Origin of the sequence: Nocardia sp. A7 (assembly GCF_046549215.1) — a bacterium.
Classification (GTDB): domain Bacteria; phylum Actinomycetota; class Actinomycetes; order Mycobacteriales; family Mycobacteriaceae; genus Nocardia.
On record NZ_JAJPWE010000004.1, the window covers coordinates 166,843 to 188,865 of the forward strand.

The window sequence follows — 22,023 nt, forward strand, 5'->3', positions numbered from 1 at the left end:
GGTGTGGCTGTTGCCGGTGACCGCGTGCACGAGCGTAGCGGAGACCGAGTCGCGGACATGAAGGAGCGAATGGTGCCAGGTGCTGTACTGCGAGGGGTGACTCTGGACTGCGCCGATCCGCAGACGCTGGCGGAGTTCTACGGTGCACTGACCGGGATGCGCGAACTCTTCGGTACGGACGAGTTCGTCGCTCTGACCGACGACTCCGGCTTCGACCTGGGATTCCAGCGGGTTGACCGATACCGGGCTCCGCAGTGGCCGGGTCAGAATGTGCCACAACAGCTCCACCTGGATTTCCGCGCTGACGACCTCGATGCGACGGAAGATCTAGCTCTGGAACTCGGCGCGACCAAGCCGGACGATCAGCCCGGCGACGGACGCTGGCGAGTACTCCTGGATCCGGCCGGCCACCCCTTCTGTCTAACGTCTTCCTGACATCCACCAGCGTATGGCTCGGGTGGGCACCACATACACATCCAGCTCACAACAGTCGGTGCCAGATCGCCGGGCACAGTCGTACCACCAGCCGGTCTGACCACGAGCTCACGCGGTGGATGAGACCGCCCGAAGTGATCGGACTTGCTCGGCGAGTTGGTGAACAGCTGGTTGCCGACTGTAGGGAGCCAGGTCGCGCAGGAGCGTGTTCAGGTGCCCGATGCACCGGTTCGAGCTGACGTCGTCGGTGAGAATTTCGACCGCGTTCCCGGCTAAAGCGAGAGCTTGGTCGAGGTCGGGTTCCGCCTGCCGGACGTAGGTGGTCGCCAGCAAGGTGTAGCGCAGGGCGCTTTCGCGCTGGGCGCTGGGATCTTGCATGCGCAATGCGTGACGGAAGTGGCGTCGTGCGGAGGGGTAGTCACCCAATCTCAAATAGCAGAATCCGGCCTGCCCGTGTGCGTGGCCCGGATCGAGCCAATAGGACCAATCCGGCGCAGTCGTAGTGGGTGAGTCGAGGTGTGCGAAAGCGTCATCGATCGCACGTCGGCACTCGGTCGTTGACCCACTGGTGGCGTGAGCTTCTGCCGCGCGCAAAGCCAGGATCGCTGAAACACGTGGACTCGCGCCGCGGTAGCCGAGCCGCGCGGACTCGGCGAGGGTGACCGCCTCACGCGGCTCTCGGATATCTTTCGCCTGGCAGCTCATGAACCCGAGCGTGTTGGCCGCCAGAGCGTGGTCACCGGCGGTGTGGGCCGCCCGAAGCGCGCCAAGCCAGAATCGCTGGGCACGTGGGTGCTGTCCGCCATCGAAGGCAAGCCATCCAGCCAGGCGAAGCAATTCTCCGGCGTTACTGAACAGGCGGCGGCCGACGAGGTCGGTGTAGCTGCTGTAGTCGATCAGCCCTACCACTTGGCGCAGGTGCGCCCGAACCATGTTCAGTAGCGCGTCTCCTCCGCCACCGTCATCGAGTCGGCGCAGGCTCGCGTTCATGAGATCGAGCTCGTCGACGGTGCTGATATTGACTCGTCGGGACTTCCCGGTCCGGCTCAGGTGTGGAATCGGGGCGGCGATGAGCCATTCGTGGGCGGGCGCGCTCAACGCGGCCCCCATCACGGTGAGAAACACCCGCCGGTCCATGGGATCAGCCTCCGTAACTGCCCGCATCGCGTGCACGGCCCCTTCGAAGGTCCACGGTAGTGCCAGTCCGCTGTATGCGGGCACCAATGGCTTCTGATCAGCCTTGCCAGACGTCGGCCAACCGAGCGTTTCGGGGGTTACCGGTCGCGAGAGTTCAGCGCTCAGTAGTGCGGCGATAAGTTGCGGCCATGGCGACCGGGGCTTGTGGCCTTTGAGCCATTTGTAGGGCGTCTTCTCGTTGACGTACTGGCGTTGTCCGTGCAACGAAGAGAACTCGATGAGCTTGCGCGCCAAGGTTTCTGGAGTCCATCCCAGGTCATCGAGTGAGGTCGCTAGCTGTGACTCGGTCACCGCGTCTGCCTCCTGATGTCCAGTCCATCAGCGGTGTGATGGCGGTGACTCTACTCAAGTTCGACGACCGATTGCACCAAGTGCACCGGATTGCACCAAGTGCACCACTGTCGGCTCGGCGTGGTTCGCGGTGTGCTCGAAGTGGTTGGACACACAGACCAGCTCGACAACGATTCTGGGGACTAGCCAGTCGGCCGCAATGCGTTGCCGGACAGCAGAGTTCGACGAGGATCACCTCTCGCCGGCTACGACACTTACCGCCGAGCCGTCGCGGTCGTGAACACATCCGAACATGCCCGACCTGACCACCGATGCACTCGCACAAGGAGTTTCCATGACCGTGACCTCCGAAATTTCCGCCGCCGTCCACAACCTCACCGAATTGCAGGTCGCTGTCCTGGCGAGGGAATACAACATGGCCGACGGCCACGCCTACCGGGCGTGGAGCCAAGCCGAGATGGTTGTCATCGACTCGACGCCGGAGAAATTCCGGCAAGTCGACCGGCGCGAGTACAAAGCGATCGAGGCGAAATACTTCGACTGCTTCTACGCCCTGGGACGACAAACGCTCGACACCGACCACTTCGAGCGTTTCCCCTGCTTCACGGCCTCGTCAGGCATCGAAATCATCGCCAACTACCTGCGACTGAACAAGTTGTCGGTCACGCTCATCGAACCGTGCTTCGACAACTTGAAGGACATCCTGCGGCGCCACCAGATCCCCCTGACGGTGTTCCCCGAGCAGAAGGTCGCCACAGCGGGCGGTGAGTTTCAACAGTTCCTGGAATCGATCGACACCGACGTGATCTTCCTCGTCAGCCCGAACAACCCCTCCGGTGTCACCATCGCCCGCGACAACCTCGTTCGAATCGCCGAGTTCTGCCGCGAGCAGGGCAAGACACTCATCCTCGATACTTGCTTCCGGTTCTACCTGCCCTTCGACGAAGTCTATGACCAGTATCGGATCATCATCGATGCGGACGTGGACTGCATCTTCATCGAGGACACCGGCAAAACCTGGCCCACCGTCGAGCTCAAGGCGCCGTTCATCGCGGTATCCAAGCGCCTGGTCGAGCCGATCGCGCGCATCAATTCCGATTTCCTGCTCCACGTTTCGCCCTTCACGATGGCGATGATGACCGATTTCCTGTGGCTGTCCCGCCAGGACGGGTTGGCCCACATCCGCGAGGTGATCGCAGCGAACCGATCGGTGCTCTATACCGAACTGTCCGACACGTTCCTGGAGCCGGTGGAGCGCCCGTTCATGAGCGTGTCCTGGGTCAAGATCAACGCGCCGATCTCCTCCGAGCAGCTCACGGCCACACTGCAAGCACACGACGTCCACGTGCTACCGGGCAACCACTTCTTCTGGTCGGATGAATCCCAAGGAGACAACTACCTCCGTATCGCCTTGTCCCGTGACCCGGACACCTTCTCCCGCGGAGCCGCACGCCTGGGCGAGATCTGCCGTTCGCTCACTTCGGTGGCCCCTCAATGACCCCCACCACACCCACGACGCACTCGTGGAACACGCAGCCGACGCGTAGCTACTCCGACGTCGTCGTCGAAGACGATCTTCGCGACAGCCTGCAGAGCGTGCGAGCGAGCCGACCTTCGCTCGATCACCGCCGACAAGTCCTCGATCTCGAGGCTGAGATCGGTGTGCGGATGGCCTTTCTCGGCTTCCCCGCGGCATCAGAACCCGAACAGAACCTGTGCGCCGAGCTGGTCGCTCACATCTCGAACCAGCACTTGCCGATCACACCGATTCTGATGGCCCGAGCACTCGAACGCGACATCGAGCCGATCCTCAGAATCGCTCAACAGTCCTCGGTCGAGGTGCTGGTCGATCTCTACATTCCGACTAGCACTATCCGCATGCAGGTCGAGGGATGGACGCTGGATCGCTGTTTGGAACAGCTGCATCAGGTGGCAGCCATCGCCGAGGCGAACGGGTTGGACTACCGGGTCGCTTTCGAAGACTCGACCCGGACCAGCCCGCAAGACCTGCGGCGAGCGCTCGCGCTGGCTCGTGAACTCGGCACACCCTGCGTCGTTCTCAACGACACCGCCGGTGATTGCCTGCCCGAAGGTGCCCGCGCGCACGTCGCCTTCGCACGGGCCGAGCTCGAGGGGTCGGGGATCGCCCTGGCCTGGCACGGTCACAACGACCGGGGCCTTGCGCTGGCCAACGCGCTGGCCGCGATCGACGGTGGCGCGAGGATCGCGAGCGGTACGTGGTTGGGAGTCGGCGAACGCACCGGCAACATCGCGCTGGAACAACTGATCCACGTGCTCCACATGCGCGGTGGCCGTTTCCGGATCGACCAGCTGACCGCGATGGCAGACCTGATCCGAACCAGCCTCGATGTCGTTGTGCCGCCAAATATGCCGATCGTGGGAACCGACGCCTTCAGCACATCCACCGGCACCCACGCCGCCGCGATCGTCAAAGCCCGCCGTCTGGGGCCCGCATTCGAGGACCGCATCTACTCAGGTGTCAGCGCACACGCACTGGGACGCATTCAAGAGATCCTGATCGGACCGAACTCCGGCCGCGGCGCGATCCAGACGGTGCTGACCGCCTTCGGGTTCGAACCGGACGAGGACACGGTGCAGAGGGTTTTGCACTATTGCAAATCCACCAACCGCTGCCTCACGGACCCCGAGGAAGTCCGGACCGTGATCCAGACCCAGATCGGCACGACCACACCACGGTGAGCGGCAAAAGCCACAGCCCACATCCAGCGGGCCCCGCAGGAAGTCGGCACCTGCCGCGCGCGACGACATGTGCAGTCGCTGAACAACATTGAGGCCGGGCCTCAGAACACCGCCAGAAGCTGTTGGCAAGAACGCGCTCATTCGTCAGCCCGCAGGTGATGACACGAGGCCAGTGGTGGTCCGTGTCGTCGACAGCACCCCGGTACAAGGCAACGGCCAATCCTCATCCCCCTGCCTGTATTCGCAGCCACGCCCACGACATTGAAAGGAGTCAGGCACATGCGCCTGGTCACCTATACAGAGAATCGCGACCTGCCCGAACACACCACCGCGGTCGGTGTGCTGGTGGGTGATCGCGTCGTCGAGGTCGACGCCCTCCTCGCGGCATCGCCCGCGGGATCGAGTGAACGCCGGTTTCGTTCGATCCACGACGTACTCGACGCCGACGCGATCGATCGAATCGCCGCCGCAGCCGCATGGTTCCACCAGCACGGTCACTTCACGGTACCGACGACACCGCAGACAGATATCTCCTTGCTGGCGCCGATTACCCACCCGAGCAAAGTGATCGGAGTGGGCATGAATTACCGCAGCTTCATCACGCAGATCGGCGCACCACCGCCACTGCAGCCGCACCTGTTCCACAAGACTGCTGCGGCGTTGAACGCTCACCTGGCCCCCATCGCGATACCGGACAACACTCGCCAGGCCGTTCCCGAAGGGGAACTCGCGGTGATCATCGGCCGGACGGCATGGCGGGTCGGCGTCACCGACGCCGATCAATACATCGCCGGATACACCTGTGCCAACGACATCAGCGCCAAAGATCTCGAATTTCAGACCTCTCAGTGGACCAGCGGCAAAATGCTGCCGACCTTCGGCCCGCTCGGACCAGCGCTGGTCACGCCCGAGGAGATCGGCGATCCCGACGACCTCGAAGTCCGCACCATCCTCAACGGCCAAGTAATCCAACTCGGCCACACGAGCGACATGACCTTCGGCGTGCGCGAATTGGTCAGCCGGATCTCGTGGTTGGTGCGACTCGAGCCAGGTGATGTGATCCTCACCGGAACGCCGTCCGATCTCGGCGAAGTCGACCCCCCGGTATTCCTCACCCACGGCGACACAATCCAGGTGTTTATCAACGGGATCGGCGAGCTCGAGAACACGGTCATCGCGCCTCACCTGTCCCCACGATCAGACGGTGCCGCTCAAGCGTCCGAGCGAGCACAGCACCCAGACCCTTTGGCGCTCGGCTCATCTCGAACTGACGATGTTGTGGCGATCACGTCAGTCGACACGGAGCGCGACTCGATGTCGCTCACCTGGGACGACGGATCGGCAAGCCGATTCCACCACCTGTGGTTGCGAGACAACTGCGCCTGCCTCAAATGTGGGCCGCACGACAGCGGCAGCAGGCTGCAGAAGTTCCTCGACATCCCCGAAGATGCCGCCCCGGAATCGGTGTCGATCCTTGGCACCACACTGCGGATCGTGTGGGCCGGTGACCACCACGAGTCGACCTTCCCTGCGCGATGGCTGAGGTCGCGGGCCTACAGTCCGCCAATGCTGCGCCTGTCGCGCGAGCCCCGCAAGACCTTGTGGGACAGTTCCCTCGTTGAGATGCCGACAGTGGACTGGCAGCGTGTACTTGTCGACGATGTCGAGCGATTGCGCCTGCACGCCGCCGTGTATGAGTTCGGTTTTGTCGTCGTGACGAACGCGGGCACCGATCACGACCTGATCGAGCGGCTCGCCGCCGAGGTCGGATATGTGCGCGAAACCCATTACGGTCGTGTGTTCGACCTGATCACGCGGCGGGATCCGACGATCCTCGCCGACCTCGGTGGCTCGATCTTGCCCCACACCGACGAGACGTACCGGGCTGTGCCCACCGGCATCAATATCTTCCATTGCATCCAGCCCAGCGGTGACGGTGGCGGCATATCGACGCTCGTCGATTCCCATCACGTCGCGGAAGTTCTCCGCCGCACCGAACCCGAGGTCTTCGACCTGCTGACCACACTCCCGATCCGGCACGAACGACGCGTCACCGATCAAACGATCGTCTCGGAGCTTCCCGCGTTCACGCTCGACCACCGCGGCGACATTGTCGAGGTGAGACTCAACGAACGGACCATGTCCGCGCTGTGTGTCGAGGAGGATCAGATGCTTGCGGCCTATCGCGCACTTCGCACGGTGTTCACCCTCGCCTATGACCCAGCGAACCGGATCGTGCACCCGTTGGCGGCGGGTGAAGCGCTGTTGTTCGACAACCTGCGGGTCCTGCACGGGCGCACCGGCTACAACGGCGACCGATTTCTGCGACAAACCGGGGTGATGCGTGACGAGTTCTTCGGCAAACTCGCGTCGCTGTCGGTGAGGGTGGGCGCACACCACGACGGTCTGGTAGCGCGGCTCGGGTAATATCCGCATCCACTGATCAGGGACCGAATCCCGAGAGGAAGTCGTGGTAGAAGGCAAGACCAAGCAGATCCTCGAAGGCCCCGAACCAGGCACCGTGGTGCTGTTGGCCAAGGACAGGCTCACCGGTGGCGACGCGGCGAAAGTCGCCGAGATTCCCGGGATCGGCGCTTGGAAGACGACGCAGACCGCGAACGTCTTCAGGTTGCTGGCCAACAGCGGTGTGCCCACTGCTTTCATCCGCCAACTCGATGAGCGGTCGTTGCTATGCGCGGACTGCGAGATGGTCCCGGTCGAGTACGTCGTGCGCAGGTATGGGTGGGGAAGCTACCGCGCCCGCCATCCCGAGACGCCTGCGGTCCCCACCCCGTTCGATGAGCTGGTGGTGGAGCGCTTCTACAAGCATGCTCTGGTGCTGCCCCCTGCGGTAGCCGAACCCGAGGTGCTCGAGGAGTCGGTAGCGCGATCGAAATACCTGAGCAATGGGCGCTGGGCCGAGGGCGTGCACACCGACCCGTACGTGCAGATCCGCGATGACGGGTGGTACCTCCACTCGGCCAAACGCCCGGAACCTGAGCGGGATGGTGGCTACAGGATCGAGGCCCCGGCCTCCGACACGGCAGATACAACTATCGTCCAAGAGATTCTGCTGCCAGCATTCCGTGTGATCGAAGATGCGTGGCGCGATGTGACCACCGAGCACGGCCCGGTGGTGCTCGTCGACTGCAAGTTCGAGATCGGAACCCGCAAGTCGGATGGTGCCTTGGTGCTCTCTGACGTCGTAGACAACGACTCCTGGCGAATCTGGGCGGGTGGGGATCCAAAACGGCAGCTCGACAAGCAGAGATTCCGGGACGGCGCACCGCTGCCAGAAGTCGCCAACGCCTACAAGTTGGTCGCTGAGCTGACATCTCGCTTTAGCGCCGAGTGAGGTTGGCGACGACTGTCTCGGTCGGACCTGCCCGGCTAGGACAGTCGTTCGCGCACTCGCTGCTGGACGGCTCGCGCAGTATTGGCGTCGGAGGCGCGGGATCGATTGGCGGCGGTTCCGTCTAGCTCGACCAAGATCGTCTCGTCGGCCGCGTCGTGCCGTCGAAGCCATCAACAACGGCAACTCTGACGGATAGCTCTGTGTTGCGATCAGTCTTCCTTGCTGACAGCCTCGGAAAATTGCAACGCCAGGGATCGCTCACCAAACCCGACAACCTGCTGCTACTGGGTGGAGTTGGATGCGGAACGGCCCGCCGGGTTCGGTGTTGGAACTACGATGCGAACCTCTAGACACGGCGCTGCCGGGGTCGTGTCCGAACCGAGCTGGGGGTGTGGGATGGAACGAGTTGATCTGGACCGCGTGCACTGGGAGTCGTTTTCCGTCGATGTAGAGCTGAAGGGTTCCATCGTTCGAGCGGACTCCGATCCTGGGGTCATCGTGTGGTCTGGTTCGGCCCACTACATGGCTGGTGTCGAAGACTACGACGAGCAAGACTTCTCCGATGGCAATGATGTCCCGAGGTGGGATGCGGCGATCGAGAAGGGGCGAGCGTTGTTCCTGCGCGAAGAGGATGAGGACCTCGCGCGCTGGTCGGTGTTGCAAATGTCTGGTGTTCTGGTCGATTTGGTAACGACCATCGGTAGTGTCGTCGACCAGCTCGACAGCATGTCCGCAGACTACGAAGCATTCAGTCCGGTCTTCGCCGACAACGAACTGCATCCTGACCTGCTCGAGGTAGTCGAGGGTGTCGGCAACCGCGCGGTGCTGATCGACCGTGTGAACCTCGCTCCGGCGTGGCGCGGTGCTGGGGGTGTCGGCCGGGTGCTGATCAGCCGGATTTTGGGGTTGTTCACCTCGACCGATGCCGGTGTTGTGGCCACGATTCCTTATCCGATCGACCTGTTCGACGAATGCGACCGTCGTCGGGATGTGGAACAGCATCCCCGGTTCGGTGAGGAACTCGAGCGGGTGCGAAGGGTATGGGATTCCATAGGATTCATGCCGTACAGGGACGGAATCTGGGTGATGGACCCAGCGAAGGTTCATCACGACAACGGTGTTCGCGTGATCGAGTCTCGCCTGCCGCGCATGCGGTGAGCGTGTAGCCCCGAGGCGCCAGCTCACGTATTTCACCTAAGGCGAGCGGTAGGCGGCGAATGAGCGCCGTCGGCGAGTGGTTGCCCTTGGGACCTCCTGGTCCTGCATTCTGAGGGCCGTGCTCATCTCTTCGGATCGGATCGCCAAGTGTCCAACATGAATGGGCACCGCCACGCAGCAAGTTCCAACGCCGATCGGCTACCCGGCCGGTCGACCCTTCCGTTGCAATGCGTTCAGTAGTACATCAGCGGGCGGTCGCATTTCGGGCATAGTCCCTCGGCCTTGAGTAGCGCCTCCTCGGCTTCCGTGCCGGGAACGATCGCGACCAATGACTCGCGGCATATAGGGCCGTGCTGGCTGACACGCAGAACGGGCGGTTGCTGCCGTGTCCATCCGACGTAGTGCATCACCGCCTTGTGGGTGTCGGCGTCGCGGAGTTTGGTTGGCTTCTCGAAGCACGCGATGTAGACATGCTCATTGTGGGCGCGGCAGTCGTTTGTGCACCGGTCCCGAGCAAGCGGTGGACGGTCACCGTCCATCGGAACGGTTGATGGACCATCTGTCAGTGCAGGCAGCTTCGGGAGACTCGACACCGGTGCACCGTCCCAGACGTGCTGGGGGTCGGGGCCACGAGCCAATACATCTTCAATCAGGGTTTCGAACTGTTCCTGGTTTGTCAGGAAGGGCTCGGCATGTTCTGTCCGATCGAGGTACTGAGCTGTCGCAGCCAAGATCCTCGGTTTCCACTCGGAATCGTTGGATGATCGGCATCGGCACAGCGAGTAGAACGGCATTTCGTCGCCAAACGAGCCCTCGTAGATAGCCACTCGCTGTTTACAGAATCGGCACAGAAGCCCGCGTGGCCTCCGGTCCGCTGCTCGTGTCGTCGTGTCGATCACCATTGCATGGCAGCGCAGGCACACCATGCAACGTCCGTCGAGTAGCTGAAGCATTCGATCGAGCTGCTGTGGAGCGAGTCTGTACTTTGACGCACGCTTCGCCAGGGCGGCGCGCGGCGTCTGTAGCATGCATCCCCCGATGCAGAGCGCATGGCTATCGACCTCGTCTGTCACCTGATGGTCCTGCCGGATCTGCCAGGTCAGCTACGAGTTCGGCCGCGTGTCGTACTGTCGGCTCGAACGCTGGTGCTGAATCGAATTGGGGATCGTTGAGGTCTTTCGAGCAGCAGAACAGAGCCATGATCTTGCCGGATCTGGTGTCCAAATCAGCACACCGCGCCCGATATACCTTGTCGGCTAGGGCGGGAACCATCAGCGAGGCTACCCAGAGTGTCGCGGCGTCGAGGCCACGTGGAGCAAGGCCGAGGTCTTCCCAATCGAGTATCCAACAGTCTGGTGCGGTGAGGTTAGACCAATTCAGATCCGCGTGGGCGGGCACCCATCGCTGATCGGAGATCGTCGTGTCCACTCGGTCAGGGAAAGCTCGCTCGATCGTCTCGGTAACCAACGCCTGGGTGATCGGCTCAGTGTCTGGCGTCGCAACCCGCGTCACGTGCTGGCGGGCAAGGCTCTCCAGAGAGCTGTTGAGCGTGCGCCACCAGTCCGGTGACAGTTCCGGTTCGGTGAGTGGGTATCCGATCGGCGTCGCGGACGGCTCGGTGATCAATGCGCATTCGTCGGCCCGCCAGAGTAGCCCTGCCGATTCGTCGAGCCAGGACACCGCCTGGTGCCACCGGGGTTTGGCGATGCCATCCAGGAGAGCTGAGGCTTCAATACCGTTGTTGATTTGGCCTTGGGCGGCGGCTTTGTCTAGTGGTTGAGCCTCGATCCGTACCCACGTGCCTCGATCGCTGCGTACACCGATCGTGCGCCGTTTCCGCACCATGGTGGATGCATCGAAACCTGTTCCGAGGCGGGCTTGCACGTCGGTGATCAGTTGCTCGACCGGTAGTTTGCGCAGGTCGCCGATATCGGACACTCGCGTCTGGCCTGTCAGAGCTTCTGCCACAACTCCAGCTCCTCAGTGGTAGATGTGCTGGCTGAACCCAAGGACGTTTATATCGTCGGCGGTCTGGTTGCCTGCTGTCAGGTATCGGTTCGGATGAGTTCGCGGTACTGGGTGATGGTCTCGTAGCCGATCTCGACGTCTGTCGCATCAACCAGTTGTGCGAGATGTACTGCGTCGCCCGTTCCGACCGCGATCCGTGTGACAGACGGTAGTTCATACGCGACCCGAAAAGCGGCTTGCGGCGTGGAATACGGCCGCTGTGATGTCAGGAAAGTGGACAGGTTCGCCGTACTCCACACGTTGTCGGCCGTGCTGCCGCCGAACGGGCTCATACCCCACCGCCCAGCAGCGGTGATGCCGAACGCCCCGCTTATCGCTTCCGCCGCGGCCAACACAGAGTCGGGCACGGTGAGACCGGCGCGGACGAGCAGGACGGTTGGAAGCTGATCGGGTCTACTTGCCGCGAGCACGTCGACCAACGGGTGTGGATCCCACGACGAAATCCCCCATGCTGCACAAAGACCCGATGCCACTGCGTCGTCGAGACAGGAACAGGCACCTGCCAACTGGTCTCCGCCCTCGTCCGTGGACAGATCAGCGAGGGTGCGCTCTGGGTTGTGCAAGAGGACCACATCCGGCGTCCGGCCGAGGTCCTCACTGGACTGTTCGACGGCGGCGCGAAGCCGTTCGGGCTTGAGGGAGTGAACGGTGTGCCCGTCCGGTTCCGGGAAGAATCCGACTTTGGTCGAGACGGTGAATTCTGCGAGTAGATCGCCGGCGGTCTGGGCGAGCATCCGGTGTGAGGTGAATCCGCGGTAGTTGTATGCGGTATCCACGCCACACACACCGAGTTTCAGGGCATGTTCGAGCAGGTGCCGGTCGGGATCATGTCGGTATAGCCCGAGCGCAACGCCTCGGTCAGTTCGGCGCACAGGCCCTCCTTTATCAGGCTCTCCGCAAGGACGGCGGCGTCGATGGCCGTCATCGCGGTCACGGTGGCGAGGTCGACCGGATGCCCGGTCAGCAATAGTCGAAGCGCCGGCTCAGCCCGGACGGCGAAGGTCAACTTCTTTCCGGCAGCCAAGACATCGACTTCCTGGTCCCGGACTTCTATGCGTGGAGGGAAGTCGGTCACGCACACCGTCGTTTGCGCCGGGCCGAATACTGCACCGGTCGCTACATGGCGCGGTGGCTGCCGTTCAAGCTCACGGGCCGCGAGATACGCCGAAGTCGGGTAGTCAGCGAGTAGCTGCGCCATCCCGGCTACAAGTTCATCTTCTTGTTTGGCACGATCGGCTGCTGTTCCCCATCGGTGCAAGTCGCGCCGGAATGGCTCGCGTTCCCTGCTTCGATCCGCTACCCACGACATCCAATCGACCCCGGTCCGCTTCACGAATCCGAACGTCACGTGCAGGCTGTAGCCCGCTCCGCGGTCCCCGCGAGTCGCCTGGTGCCAGAACCCGCGAGGAATATGCATCACGTCGCCGGTCCGCATAGTGCCCGACCACACGATCTCCTCTGGCGGAACTGTGTTCGGCTCCGCGTCCCGGTACATCGGAACCGGCCTGGATGCCGCGCGCACTTCCCACGACTTCTCACCGCCGATCTGGACGATAACGACGTCGTGGTCGTCCCAGTGGAGTCCGAACCCAGCGGCATCGTTGGTGGTCAGGTAGGTATTCACTTGAACCAATTCTCGGGACCACCATTGCAACGCCCGGCATGCGATCTCCATGGTCGGATCGAAGGAGTCCAAAGAGTCCAACACCAAAGAACAGCCCGACTGTATGAGCTGATTCAAACGGTCCATGTTGGCTACGGGAAGGACCTGTGACCGACGGGTCACAACCTGTGTCAGGTACGCATCAGGGTGCAACTCAGTCCCGTTCTCGAAGCAACGGAACTGAGGAGGCGCCACGGTACGGCGCATGATCACGTCGAGCAGCTTCTGCGGAGTCAGCATTCTGGCGCACAGGTCCGTGTCGGGAACGGTGCCGCGCGCGAACGCGGCACCGAGCCCGTCGGACCCACTCCAACCCAGCGCCTTCTCGATTGCTTGGGCCAAGTAGTGGTCCATGGATCGTGGCCTACGACTCGGGGATGTTCAGGCCGTCGCCGCCCGAGCTACCGTGGCCGTCGCTGTTGCTGTCCGAATGCGTGCCGTCCAAGCGTCCACGAACGCTCTCCAACTGTTCGACCGCGATCAGCAGGTCATTCTTCGCATCCATGCGCCGCTCCATTCTCGATTAGGTGCGCGCAACTAAGCGCCCACTGTCGTCACGCCCGTCCGCCCTCTGGCGGTCGCGGTCAACGACATACATAGAGAATGCGCCTCCGGCCTGGCGATGCACCCGGTCGAAAGTGAGGAACTTTCCCCCGGTCAACTCCCGGCTGTGACCAGCACAAACTGGCTCCACGCCAGCGGAAGTCCGCAGGCTTGAGTACATCCCTCGACACGAGCCGGGCATCACGATCACCTTGCGGCGACCGCACCAAACACACACCCCCGTAACCGGATTCGCTGGATAGCACCGCGCCGAGGCCGTCACTTCCCCGGCCACAGCGAGGCGCCGGTCCGTGACGAGGCTCTCTAGACCGCCGCTGTCTTCGGCTGGTTTCGCGTCCGGAATTCGCCCAGCGGGACACACTCGGCATCGACGAGCCAACCGAGGTACGTCACTGAGGCATCCTTGTCTTCGCGGAACGACTCGATCCCGTCGTAAACCAGAGATACCGCATAGCCCCTGTTGTAGGCGTCGACGGAGGTGAATCGGAGGCAGACATCGGCGGAGTACCCGATGAGATAGAGGTGATCGCAGTCGAGGCTACGCAGAAGATCGTCGAGGTTGGTGTTGTAGAACGCGCTGAAGCGCTTCTTCTCAACGACGAAATCATCTGGCTCGATGGACAATTGGTCGACGACCTTCGCCAACTCGCCACCCCGCACCAGATTCGCACACCAGCTCTCCCCGGTACTCCACGCCTTCGGCCAGTCGACCCGGTCCTCCCGGTACAGCGTGACGACGTGGACAACCGGCATACCCGCCTGCCGGGCAGTGTCGATGATCTCGTTGCAGCGCTTCCCCAAATCCGTGCGGTCGACGTTCGGGTTCTCCACGAAGAAGAACTCCTGCATGTCGACAACCACCAGTGCGCTCTTCTTCATTCTGTGCCGTCCCTGGGTTGATGGTGCATCTGAATCGCCGTGCCGATGAGCCGCAACGCGGGCTCCAGGACATCGAGTATCGCGACCGATCGTTGCGGCTCGAGCGTGTCGCCGTCCCCGATGGGGTTTTCGAATCTGAAGTTGAGATTGAGAACGCCGATGATGGCTGACGCTCCGGGTTCCGGAGATCGGATAGCCGCGGCCAGCAACGCGCCGAAGTAGCACTCATCGCGCCAATAGTCGTACCTGGCTTCGATTTCCGACGCTACATCCGGGGCCAGATCGTACTCGGGCGCGGAATACAGTCCGCGAAACGATCCGACATAGTCGATGCCTCGCGACAGGAACGCATTCCCGCTTCCGCGCCACGGAGTCCCGTTCACCTGGATCGGAATCAGAGTTGGTCGCGTGGTCCGGCGGACACCGCTGGCCCACACCTGCAACCATCCGTGCTCACTCACCAACCCTTCTACCAGCGGGACCGCCACGAGGGGTGCGTCTGAGTGCGCCGGCACCACAACGTCGAGCCATGCGGCGTCCTGACACACCAACGTGGTGACAACCCGGTTCAACACCACTAACAGCTCGTCGATCTCTTCGCGATAGAACGTTCCACTTTCGATGATCGACAAACAGCACTTCACGTAGGCCGCACAGCCGTTCGCGACGTCGGCGGTCATACCTGCGATAGCCGCTGTGGGGACTCCCCGGTCCCCAGGCGCCGTGAGGTGGTCGTGTGCGCGAAGTGCGGTCCGCTCGGTGCGGGTCATCGCCTCGTAGTCCGCGAAATCAACGAGGTGATGCGGCTGCGTGCCGTAGAGCTGCGCCAGCACCGACAACGTATGCAGAGTCGGCTTGACCCCACCTATCGGCCACGCCTCGAAGTCCGAGATCCGCTTGCTGCTCATCGGCGCTTGAGGATCCCCTATCAACGCGTTGTACTCGGCAGCGACCTCATCCTGGGTCATCCCACGCCCGTGCCGCCATGCTTGTCGCGGACGAAATCCCCACCGCACCGCGAACTCACCGACGATCTGCTCCAACGAGAAATCTTCCCGTTGCATCGCACGTCTAAGACGTTCTCGCGCCGCCCTGCCACCGCTCTCAAACCCCACCATGTCACCCCCAACTTCACGAAACCATCCCCAGCTGACGTCAACTACACGCTAGATCCGCTGGACACCAAAGCGATACCGCCGTATGGGCGACTTGGCCTCGCATGGTCTCAGTCGGCAAATCCCTGAGATCCCAACAGCCCGTGTCGATGCCTAAGGTGGTCAACGGCCTTCGAGCCCAGATCCTTGACATTCTTCACGAAGGATGGCTGCGGCGTCGGTGTTGACGGTTGTAGTCGCGTTTGTCGAGGTCAGGGTTCGGCATCAATCTCGGGAACCAGCGGGCTTTGGTACTGATCTAGGGCTGTGTGGTCTGTGGCGGTGACGAGATCGCCAGTGCGGGTGATCGGTTCGTGCTCGTGTTGGGCGGGGTTGAGAATGTGTCGGCGTTGTTGTTCTGCACGAAGCCGATCGATCTCGTGGTGTTGGTCTGCCGTGAATTGGTCGATTTCGGCACGAGTAGGGACGCCTTCGGCGCGGGGTTGGTGCATGGGGGCTCGGCTGTCACTGGTGCTGGTGTTGAGGATGTCGTTCCAGTGCTCTGGTGTTCCGGCGCGGTTGATGGCGTTGCGTCGGGCCTCGCGAGTGTCGGTGCGAGCACGGGTGTGTTCGCTTTCGTGGGTGGCTTGTTGTTTGACGAGTTCCTCGATGCGGGTGCGCAATACGTGGCGGGTGTGTCGTTTGCGGGTGGGGGATTGGTCGAGTGTTTGGCGGAGCGTGGCCAGTTCGGTGCGGGTGGCGTGGAGTGCGCGGGTGGCGTGTTGGAAGTGTTCGTCGGCGTGCAGTGCTGCACGGATCGCGTCTTGGGCTGCGTGGTGGCGGGCGGTGAGTTGGTTGATGTCGGGTTGGTCGTCGGGGTCAGGCGGGGCAGGAGCGAAGGCAGCGGCGTAGGTATCGGCAAGGGCGATTTGTTGCTGGCGTTCGGTGATCTGCTGCGCGAGTTCGGTGTCGGTGAGCGTGGACAGTGGATCATCGACGGGCGGGGTGGTGTCAGGGAGTGGGTGTTCGCGGACCCAGGTTTCGATGTGGCTGCGCAGGTGTGGTTCGGGGGTGGCCTTCCAGTCGCGGCGAAGGATGGCATGGACGGTGGGTAAGGGTTTGGTGGCGGCGAGATGGTTTGCGCGGGAGGTCATGTGGTGGATGGGGTCGTGGTCAGGGATTCCGGGCTGGTTGGTGTCGCGGCAGTCTTCGCAGAGGCCGTCGTCGCTGCGGCGGGGTGGGATGGGCGTGGCGTCGACGGGGCGGCGTTCGATGCTGCACGCGACGCATTCCAGGCCGCGTTGGCGCGGCATGGCGGCTTTGTCGTAGTCGACTGAGTAGGCGGCGGGGGTGGGGTCTTTGGCTTCGTCGCGCAGGTATCCGCGGGCGGCGAGCGGGTCGGATTCGCGCGGCGGTGCTGTGGCAGGCCGGGGCAGGGGCGGTAGGTGTGAGGCGGGTAGGTCGGGATCGTCGGTCAATCGGCGGGCTTCGTGGGCGTCGGGGCGTGCCCAGGGTTGGTCGTCGATCCCGGCGCGGGTCTCGTGATAGTCCTGCTCATGGCGGCGTGCGCGCACCTGTGGGTCAGGTAGCGGATCGCTGATCAGGTCTGGGTTGTGTCGGGTGGTGTGATCGCGTGGAGCGTGCTGGCGGCGCTCATGGTTAAAGGGCGGGGGTGCTGTTGTTCTGTCGGTGGCTGGTTGGTAGACGCCGGGGTCGGTGGCGGGGGTGCAGGCTTCGATTAGCGCTCGATGTTCGGGGAAGCGTTGGGCGGCGTTGGCCAGGCGTGCGGTGGCGACGGGGTAGGCGTACCGGTAGAGGGTCTCGGTCACCGCGCCCAGGACCCAGCGTTGCTCGGCGGTGAGGCGGTCCTCGAATTCGCGGAACCGCGACACCGCTGCGCTGATGCGGCCTTGTCCGAACAACTCGGCGACCATCGCGATCTCCGCACCGATGCCTTGGGCGGGATCCTCGTGTGGAGCGCTTGGCAGTAGTCCCGGTTGTGTCAGCCCAGTTAGGTCGAGGTTGCGGTGCACGCGGTTGGTATCGGGCGGGAGATCGCGCTCCGTGGAATCAGAGGTCGCAGAAGTACTGGTGTCATCGTGTTCGGTCATCGGCGTGTGTCCGGTGGGCTCGGTTTCGGGTGTGTGGTGCACGAGCGCGTCGATGCGCCAGGCGAGTGCGGCGGCGATCTGGTCGGGGCGCAGCCCGGTGCCGTCGTCGGGTGTTGCGGCGGTGAGGAGTTCGTGCGCGGTGGCCAACAGGTCGCGCGGCGTCCACCCGGTGCTGGCGGCGCGGTCGACGGCGGCGACGACGCGCGGCCATGCGGGGTCGTCGATGACGCGCTCGGCGGTATCGATGCCGAGGATGTCGGGGAGTTCGGTGATCCAGTCCGGGCGCAGGTTGTGGTCGCGGCTGTCTAGCGCGGAGGGGTCGAGTGCGAGGCGCGACCAGAGTGCGGCGGCGGGCATTTCGTCGGGCAATGGCCGCAGACCGGCAGCGGCACGCAGACGGGTGGTGATGTCGATCCCGGCGTGGGCGGCGAGGTCGACGCGGTCGGCGACGGCAGGCCAGTACGGGTCGTCGAGGATGCGGGGTTCGATGGCACCGATGGTCTCGGCCCACTGGTGAACCGGGCGCGCTGGATCACCCAACGCGGATTCGATCCGACTGTCGAGCACCTTTTGGTGGTCGCGTTCGAGAATGGGGTATCGGCGCGGCCCGGTCGGCCGAAGGTCGGCGTCTTCGACATGCACACTCGCGCGCCAGACGGCGAGATCGGCGAGCAAGTCAGGGTCGGTGCCGAGCAGAGGTCGCGCCCACACGGGTGCGTCGAGTGGTGTCCAGTCGGCGGCGTCGCGTCGGATCTGAGTGACGATGTCGGTCAGGATGCGTGCGCGCGCATCGGTTTGGGTAGAGGTGGTGTCGAGCCTTGACGGGATGCCGGGTGCCCATGCCAGCGGCCCGGCGGGGGCCGAATGTGCACCGGTCGGGTCCAGGCGCCAGTCCAGGACCGCGGCCGGATCGGCGGCGGTGTCGAGTTCGCGCGAGTCGGCGGCGGCGCGCAATGCGGTGACCGGGTCGGTGCCCGAGGCTGCGATGGTGGCCAGATGCTGACGAAGTGAGGGGTAGGCGGGGCTGTCGGTCAGTCCCGGGTGCAGGGTTTCGGCGGCGGCATCCAGGCGTGCCAGGCCGCTGTCACCGAGTGCGGCCTCTGCGGCAAGCCCGAGGCTGTCGAGGTAGATATCGAGTGCGCGTCCGATCCGCCGGTACGGGTCGAGGACATCACGCAGGTGGGTGTGGGCAGATTTCTGGGCACCGTCGCGCGCCAGAATCTGCGTGAGATGTTCGACGGCGGTGCGAGGAAACGCTGCGGCTTCGGTCCAGAACGAGCCTTCCTCGCCGCTGAGGGCGGACGGAATGTAGGTGTGGTTGGCGTGGATGCCTCGGGTCATCGCGACGTAGAACTGCTGGCGTGATTCGTTGCCGGTGAGCGCGACGTGACAGGTGTCGGCGGTGATTCCCTGCGCGGAATCGATCGTCGCCGCGTATCCCAGCCGCACGAACTGGGCGACGTAGTCGGCGGGCAGGCGCACACTCGCCGCGGTGTTCCCGTGGTGTCGGGCGGTGATGCTGCCGTCGGGATGGACGGCGGTGACAGTCCAGGCGTAGCCGTTGCGCACCCAGTCGCGGGCACCCAAGCGCAGCTTCTGATTGTTCTGGCGGGTGCGGATCGTGTCGCCCACCGACGCTGCGGTGTGGTCGACGAGCCCCACTTGCACCCCGTCGAACCCGCTGTCGCGGGCTAGGCGGTCGGCCCGCGCGCGGGTGTTGAGGGCGGTAACGGTGTCGTGGTTGGCGGCCAACATGATCGCGTCGAGACCCGTGGCGTGGTCGCCTGCCCAGGCGGTGTAGGCGTCGTCGTGGGTTGAGCCGGTGTGTCCGCCGTGGATTCGGGCGTTGTCGAGGTACCAGCCCAGGGCGGCGGGATCGCCGTCGCGCAGCATCAAACTCGCGGATGCTTCGGCGGTGGAGGCGAACCGGACGACGTGGGTGAGGGTGAGTTGGTGTTCGGGCGCGGCGGCGGCCATGTCGTCATCGACACCGCCGGCGTCGATGGCGGGCAGTTGATGGTTGTCGCCGAGGCATCTGATCGTCGCGCCGCGATCAGCCAGGAATCGAAGCATTTTCAGGCGTTTGAAGGTGCCGATTTTGACGTGTTCGTCGACGATGGCGAGGGTGTTCGCGTCGATGTCGAGGACCCACTGCGGCAACGGTGGTGGCTGATCTCGCTGCAGGGTGGGGCTGTTGGGGCCGGGGGCGTGGAGGTCGATGACGGTGAGAAGTTTGTCGACGGTTTCGCAGCGCGCACCGATGGACTCGCCCAGGACTGCGGCGGCGGCGGCGGTAGGCGCGAGACCGAGCACAGTGCCGCCCTGGGTTTGCCAGGCTGTGGTCAGCACTGACATTCCGGTGGTTTTGCCGGTTCCGGCGGGTGCGTTGGCGGTGTGTACGCGTAAACCGGAGCTCGCGAAACCCTCGATCACGTTGCGCTGCCCGGCATTCAACGGCCTATCCGGGTGAGCGATGTCGTGGTCACGGATCGCCGCGGCCACGACCTCGGGCCGGAGACGGCGCGCGCCGGGCTGTACCGACAACGTGATCAGGGCATTCTCGGCTTCGAGGAGTCGTGTGGAGGTGTAGATCTGTGCGCCGGCCGGGGTGTACGCGCTGGAGTGATCGCGGCGGCGCAGTGTGTCGGGGACGGTGGCGAGTTCGGGTTCAGCGGTGACGTCGGGGTCACCGAGGGCGATGGACCGGGTGGAGTCGAGGGCGGCGGTGAGTACGGCTTCGGCGGCTGTTTCCCAGTCTCGGGCGTGGATCTTGCCGCGGATGTGGCGTTCGATCTCGGCGCGTACGTTCGCTGCCCGCCAGGTCGAACGGTGCTCGGCTACGACTTGTAAGACGTGGTCGGCGGCGCGCGCGATCCACGCACCGGTGACGTGGGCCCTCTCCGAGCGCAACGGATTCAACGCCCCCGACACCATGGCGGTGACGGCCTGCGCGGAACCGAGCAGCGTGATGGCCTCACCGAGCCAGCTGCGCCGTTGCTGAGCGTGCGAGCGGGAACTGTGCTTGGCGGGGCGGGTTTCCAGCGTGGCTTGCTGGGCGAGGCTGCGTAGTTCGGCCGGGGTGGGCTCGCGACGGTGGATGTGTTGAAAGTCGGCGGCGAGTTCACCGACGCGGGAACGGATCGCGGTTTCGCGCCGCGACCACGCCTCGATCAACGGCACAGGGATGCCGACGACCTCACGGATCGGCCGTTTGGTGGGGTCGGTGCCGGGACGTTCGGCGAACTCCACACCGATGGAGGTCTCAAGGTGGTGTTCGAGGCGGGTGTTGTAGATCTCGCTCACGGTCACCACGACCCGGTACAACGCCGCCCCGTCCAGGGTCCGCCAGCGACCGTCCAGGGTCCGCGACCTGTTGGCGATCAGCACATGAGTGTGCAGGTCAGGGTCACCGGCACGACTGTCGCGGTGGGTGAAACCCGCCGCGACGATTCCTTCGACATCGACCTGGCGAATGCCGTTGCGCCCCAACCGGGTGAAGATCGCGTGCCGTTCCAACCAGCCCAACGCATCTGACAACGCGGCCTCGTGGGCGGCCTCGATCTGCGTCGCCACCGAGAGCGGCGCGAGCGCCCAGAGCGCGGACACCGATTTGACGGGGCTGAAGGTGATGTCGAAACCCGCAACTGCGGTCGCGGCTGGGCGTGAGTTCTTCGCGATCCACCCCGACAACTCCCGCTCATCAAAGGGCGGCCGGGAGTATTCGTCGGTGAACATATCGAACGCGATATGTGTTCGGATACGCGCACGATCATCATCGGAAACAGCGTCGTTCGCGGGCTTCTCTTGCGCGATATTGTGTTCGGCGAACGCCTCCAAACACCGCTTTCGGAAATCGGAATTGATCGCGTACACGCGAAACGGATTGCCCAGACGGGACGCTTTGTCGGCAGCGTCGTCGGCTTGTTTCGGCGTCGAGCCTGCCGCGATCGCGTGGTTGTAGACCTGGTCTTCGACCACTTCGGCGTTGGGATGGCGTCCCAGTCCGAACAGTGACTTCATCTGTGACTCGGTCACTTCCGCGCCCGCATCGATGCGCAGGGAAGCCAAGCCGGTACCGGACCAGGTGCCGGGTGCTTCACCGTGGGCGGAGTAGTAGTCCGACAGCGATGATCGGCCGCGAGAGTCTTCATCGTGCGCGGCTATATTTCGCAGGTAATACTGGTAACCATTGCCTGCGACTACTTTGTGGATCGTCGCGGTCATAATTCCATCGAGCGCTCCGTGGCGTGAAAAGTCGATGGATTCAAGTTATGCAGTTGTCGGCACCTGACGCGAAATCCCTGGTCGTTACCCCATCGGTATTTGAAACGTAAGATTTTCAAAACCTGAATGCAAGAGGTGTGCTTAAGAAAAGTGAGGAGAGAACAGTGGTAGAGGGTGAGTAGTTGCGGGCGGAGTGAGGGAAGGAGTGGGCACGGGGAGGTGTGTGTGAGGTGAGGTGAGGTTTGGGGGTGTGGATGGGTGTGGACAGATTAGGTAGTGAGGGGTGGGGATGAGGGGGACCGG

Annotated in this window: 15 protein-coding genes; 6 read left to right on the forward strand and 9 right to left on the reverse strand. The window is 63.6% G+C overall.

All coding sequences use genetic code 11. The features are described 5' to 3' along the window. Positions 1 to 69: 69 nt before the first annotated feature. A complete protein-coding gene (locus ACLJPD_RS22690) occupies positions 70 to 435 on the forward strand; it encodes a VOC family protein (protein WP_410874716.1) in 366 nt (121 codons plus the stop codon). Positions 436 to 543: 108 nt separating this feature from the next. Here ACLJPD_RS22690 and ACLJPD_RS22695 read toward each other — a convergent pair whose 3' ends face one another. Then, on the reverse strand, positions 544 to 1,923 hold the full coding sequence (locus ACLJPD_RS22695; protein ID WP_410874718.1) for a hypothetical protein: 1,380 nt from the start codon (positions 1,921 to 1,923) through the stop codon (positions 544 to 546). A 334-nt stretch (positions 1,924 to 2,257) separates the two neighbouring features. On the opposite strand from ACLJPD_RS22695, the gene ACLJPD_RS22700 reads away from it, so the two are divergent. The 5 genes from ACLJPD_RS22700 to ACLJPD_RS22720 all read left to right on the forward strand — a co-directional run bounded on the left by ACLJPD_RS22700 (position 2,258) and on the right by ACLJPD_RS22720 (position 9,157). Further along, positions 2,258 to 3,421: a pyridoxal phosphate-dependent aminotransferase gene (locus ACLJPD_RS22700; RefSeq protein WP_410874720.1), complete on the forward strand. Its 1,164-nt coding sequence runs from the start codon at positions 2,258 to 2,260 to the stop codon at positions 3,419 to 3,421. Beyond that, complete coding sequence (locus ACLJPD_RS22705; RefSeq protein WP_410874721.1) at positions 3,418 to 4,644, forward strand: hypothetical protein; 1,227 nt, start codon at positions 3,418 to 3,420, stop codon at positions 4,642 to 4,644. The genes ACLJPD_RS22700 and ACLJPD_RS22705 overlap by 4 nt, the downstream gene beginning before the upstream one ends. Before the next feature lie 279 nt (positions 4,645 to 4,923). Next, on the forward strand, positions 4,924 to 7,071 hold the full coding sequence (locus ACLJPD_RS22710; protein ID WP_410874722.1) for a fumarylacetoacetate hydrolase family protein: 2,148 nt from the start codon (positions 4,924 to 4,926) through the stop codon (positions 7,069 to 7,071). A gap of 43 nt (positions 7,072 to 7,114) precedes the next feature. After that, entirely contained in the window at positions 7,115 to 7,999 is an 885-nt protein-coding gene (locus ACLJPD_RS22715; RefSeq protein WP_410874724.1) for a phosphoribosylaminoimidazolesuccinocarboxamide synthase, read from the forward strand. Between the two features lie 396 nt (positions 8,000 to 8,395). Beyond that, positions 8,396 to 9,157 (forward strand): hypothetical protein, encoded by a 762-nt coding sequence (locus tag ACLJPD_RS22720; RefSeq protein ID WP_410874725.1) that lies wholly within the window; start codon positions 8,396 to 8,398, stop codon positions 9,155 to 9,157. Positions 9,158 to 9,390: 233 nt separating this feature from the next. Here ACLJPD_RS22720 and ACLJPD_RS22725 read toward each other — a convergent pair whose 3' ends face one another. From ACLJPD_RS22725 to mobF, 8 genes are all read right to left on the reverse strand, one after another. Further along, complete coding sequence (locus ACLJPD_RS22725) at positions 9,391 to 9,984, reverse strand: hypothetical protein (RefSeq protein WP_410874726.1); 594 nt, start codon at positions 9,982 to 9,984, stop codon at positions 9,391 to 9,393. 226 nt (positions 9,985 to 10,210) lie between these two features. Beyond that, positions 10,211 to 11,125 (reverse strand): phosphotransferase, encoded by a 915-nt coding sequence (locus tag ACLJPD_RS22730; protein WP_410874728.1) that lies wholly within the window; start codon positions 11,123 to 11,125, stop codon positions 10,211 to 10,213. Between the two features lie 77 nt (positions 11,126 to 11,202). After that, positions 11,203 to 11,961, reverse strand: coding sequence for an aldo/keto reductase (locus ACLJPD_RS22735; RefSeq protein WP_410874729.1), 759 nt, complete (start codon positions 11,959 to 11,961; stop codon positions 11,203 to 11,205). A 17-nt stretch (positions 11,962 to 11,978) separates the two neighbouring features. Beyond that, complete coding sequence (locus ACLJPD_RS22740) at positions 11,979 to 13,202, reverse strand: JmjC domain-containing protein (protein ID WP_410874730.1); 1,224 nt, start codon at positions 13,200 to 13,202, stop codon at positions 11,979 to 11,981. A 10-nt stretch (positions 13,203 to 13,212) separates the two neighbouring features. Continuing rightward, positions 13,213 to 13,353 carry a hypothetical protein gene (locus ACLJPD_RS22745; RefSeq protein ID WP_410874732.1) on the reverse strand — a complete coding sequence of 47 codons (141 nt, stop codon included), beginning with the start codon at positions 13,351 to 13,353 and terminating at the stop codon, positions 13,213 to 13,215. Positions 13,354 to 13,715: 362 nt separating this feature from the next. Then, positions 13,716 to 14,291 (reverse strand): cysteine hydrolase family protein, encoded by a 576-nt coding sequence (locus ACLJPD_RS22750; RefSeq protein ID WP_410874733.1) that lies wholly within the window; start codon positions 14,289 to 14,291, stop codon positions 13,716 to 13,718. Then, the gene (locus ACLJPD_RS22755) at positions 14,288 to 15,334 is read right to left on the reverse strand and encodes a helix-turn-helix domain-containing protein (RefSeq protein WP_410874734.1); all 1,047 of its coding nucleotides are present in this window, start codon (positions 15,332 to 15,334) and stop codon (positions 14,288 to 14,290) included. The genes ACLJPD_RS22750 and ACLJPD_RS22755 overlap by 4 nt, the downstream gene beginning before the upstream one ends. Before the next feature lie 323 nt (positions 15,335 to 15,657). After that, positions 15,658 to 21,720 carry a MobF family relaxase gene (gene mobF, locus ACLJPD_RS22760; RefSeq protein WP_410874735.1) on the reverse strand — a complete coding sequence of 2,021 codons (6,063 nt, stop codon included), beginning with the start codon at positions 21,718 to 21,720 and terminating at the stop codon, positions 15,658 to 15,660. Between the last annotated feature and the right edge of the window lie 303 nt (positions 21,721 to 22,023).

Bases quoted from the DNA above. Each gene is read 5' to 3' on its own strand.
- ACLJPD_RS22690 (WP_410874716.1), top strand. From the start codon at position 70: ATGGTGCCAGGTGCTGTACTGCGAGGGGTGACTCTGGACTGCGCCGAT.
- ACLJPD_RS22700 (WP_410874720.1), top strand. From the start codon at position 2,258: ATGACCGTGACCTCCGAAATTTCCGCCGCCGTCCACAACCTCACCGAA.
- ACLJPD_RS22705 (WP_410874721.1), top strand. From the start codon at position 3,418: ATGACCCCCACCACACCCACGACGCACTCGTGGAACACGCAGCCGACG.
- ACLJPD_RS22710 (WP_410874722.1), top strand. From the start codon at position 4,924: ATGCGCCTGGTCACCTATACAGAGAATCGCGACCTGCCCGAACACACC.
- ACLJPD_RS22720 (WP_410874725.1), top strand. From the start codon at position 8,396: ATGGAACGAGTTGATCTGGACCGCGTGCACTGGGAGTCGTTTTCCGTC.
- ACLJPD_RS22740 (WP_410874730.1), bottom strand. From the start codon at position 13,202: ATGGACCACTACTTGGCCCAAGCAATCGAGAAGGCGCTGGGTTGGAGT.
- ACLJPD_RS22745 (WP_410874732.1), bottom strand. From the start codon at position 13,353: ATGGATGCGAAGAATGACCTGCTGATCGCGGTCGAACAGTTGGAGAGC.
- ACLJPD_RS22750 (WP_410874733.1), bottom strand. From the start codon at position 14,291: ATGAAGAAGAGCGCACTGGTGGTTGTCGACATGCAGGAGTTCTTCTTC.
- mobF (WP_410874735.1), bottom strand. From the start codon at position 21,720: ATGACCGCGACGATCCACAAAGTAGTCGCAGGCAATGGTTACCAGTAT.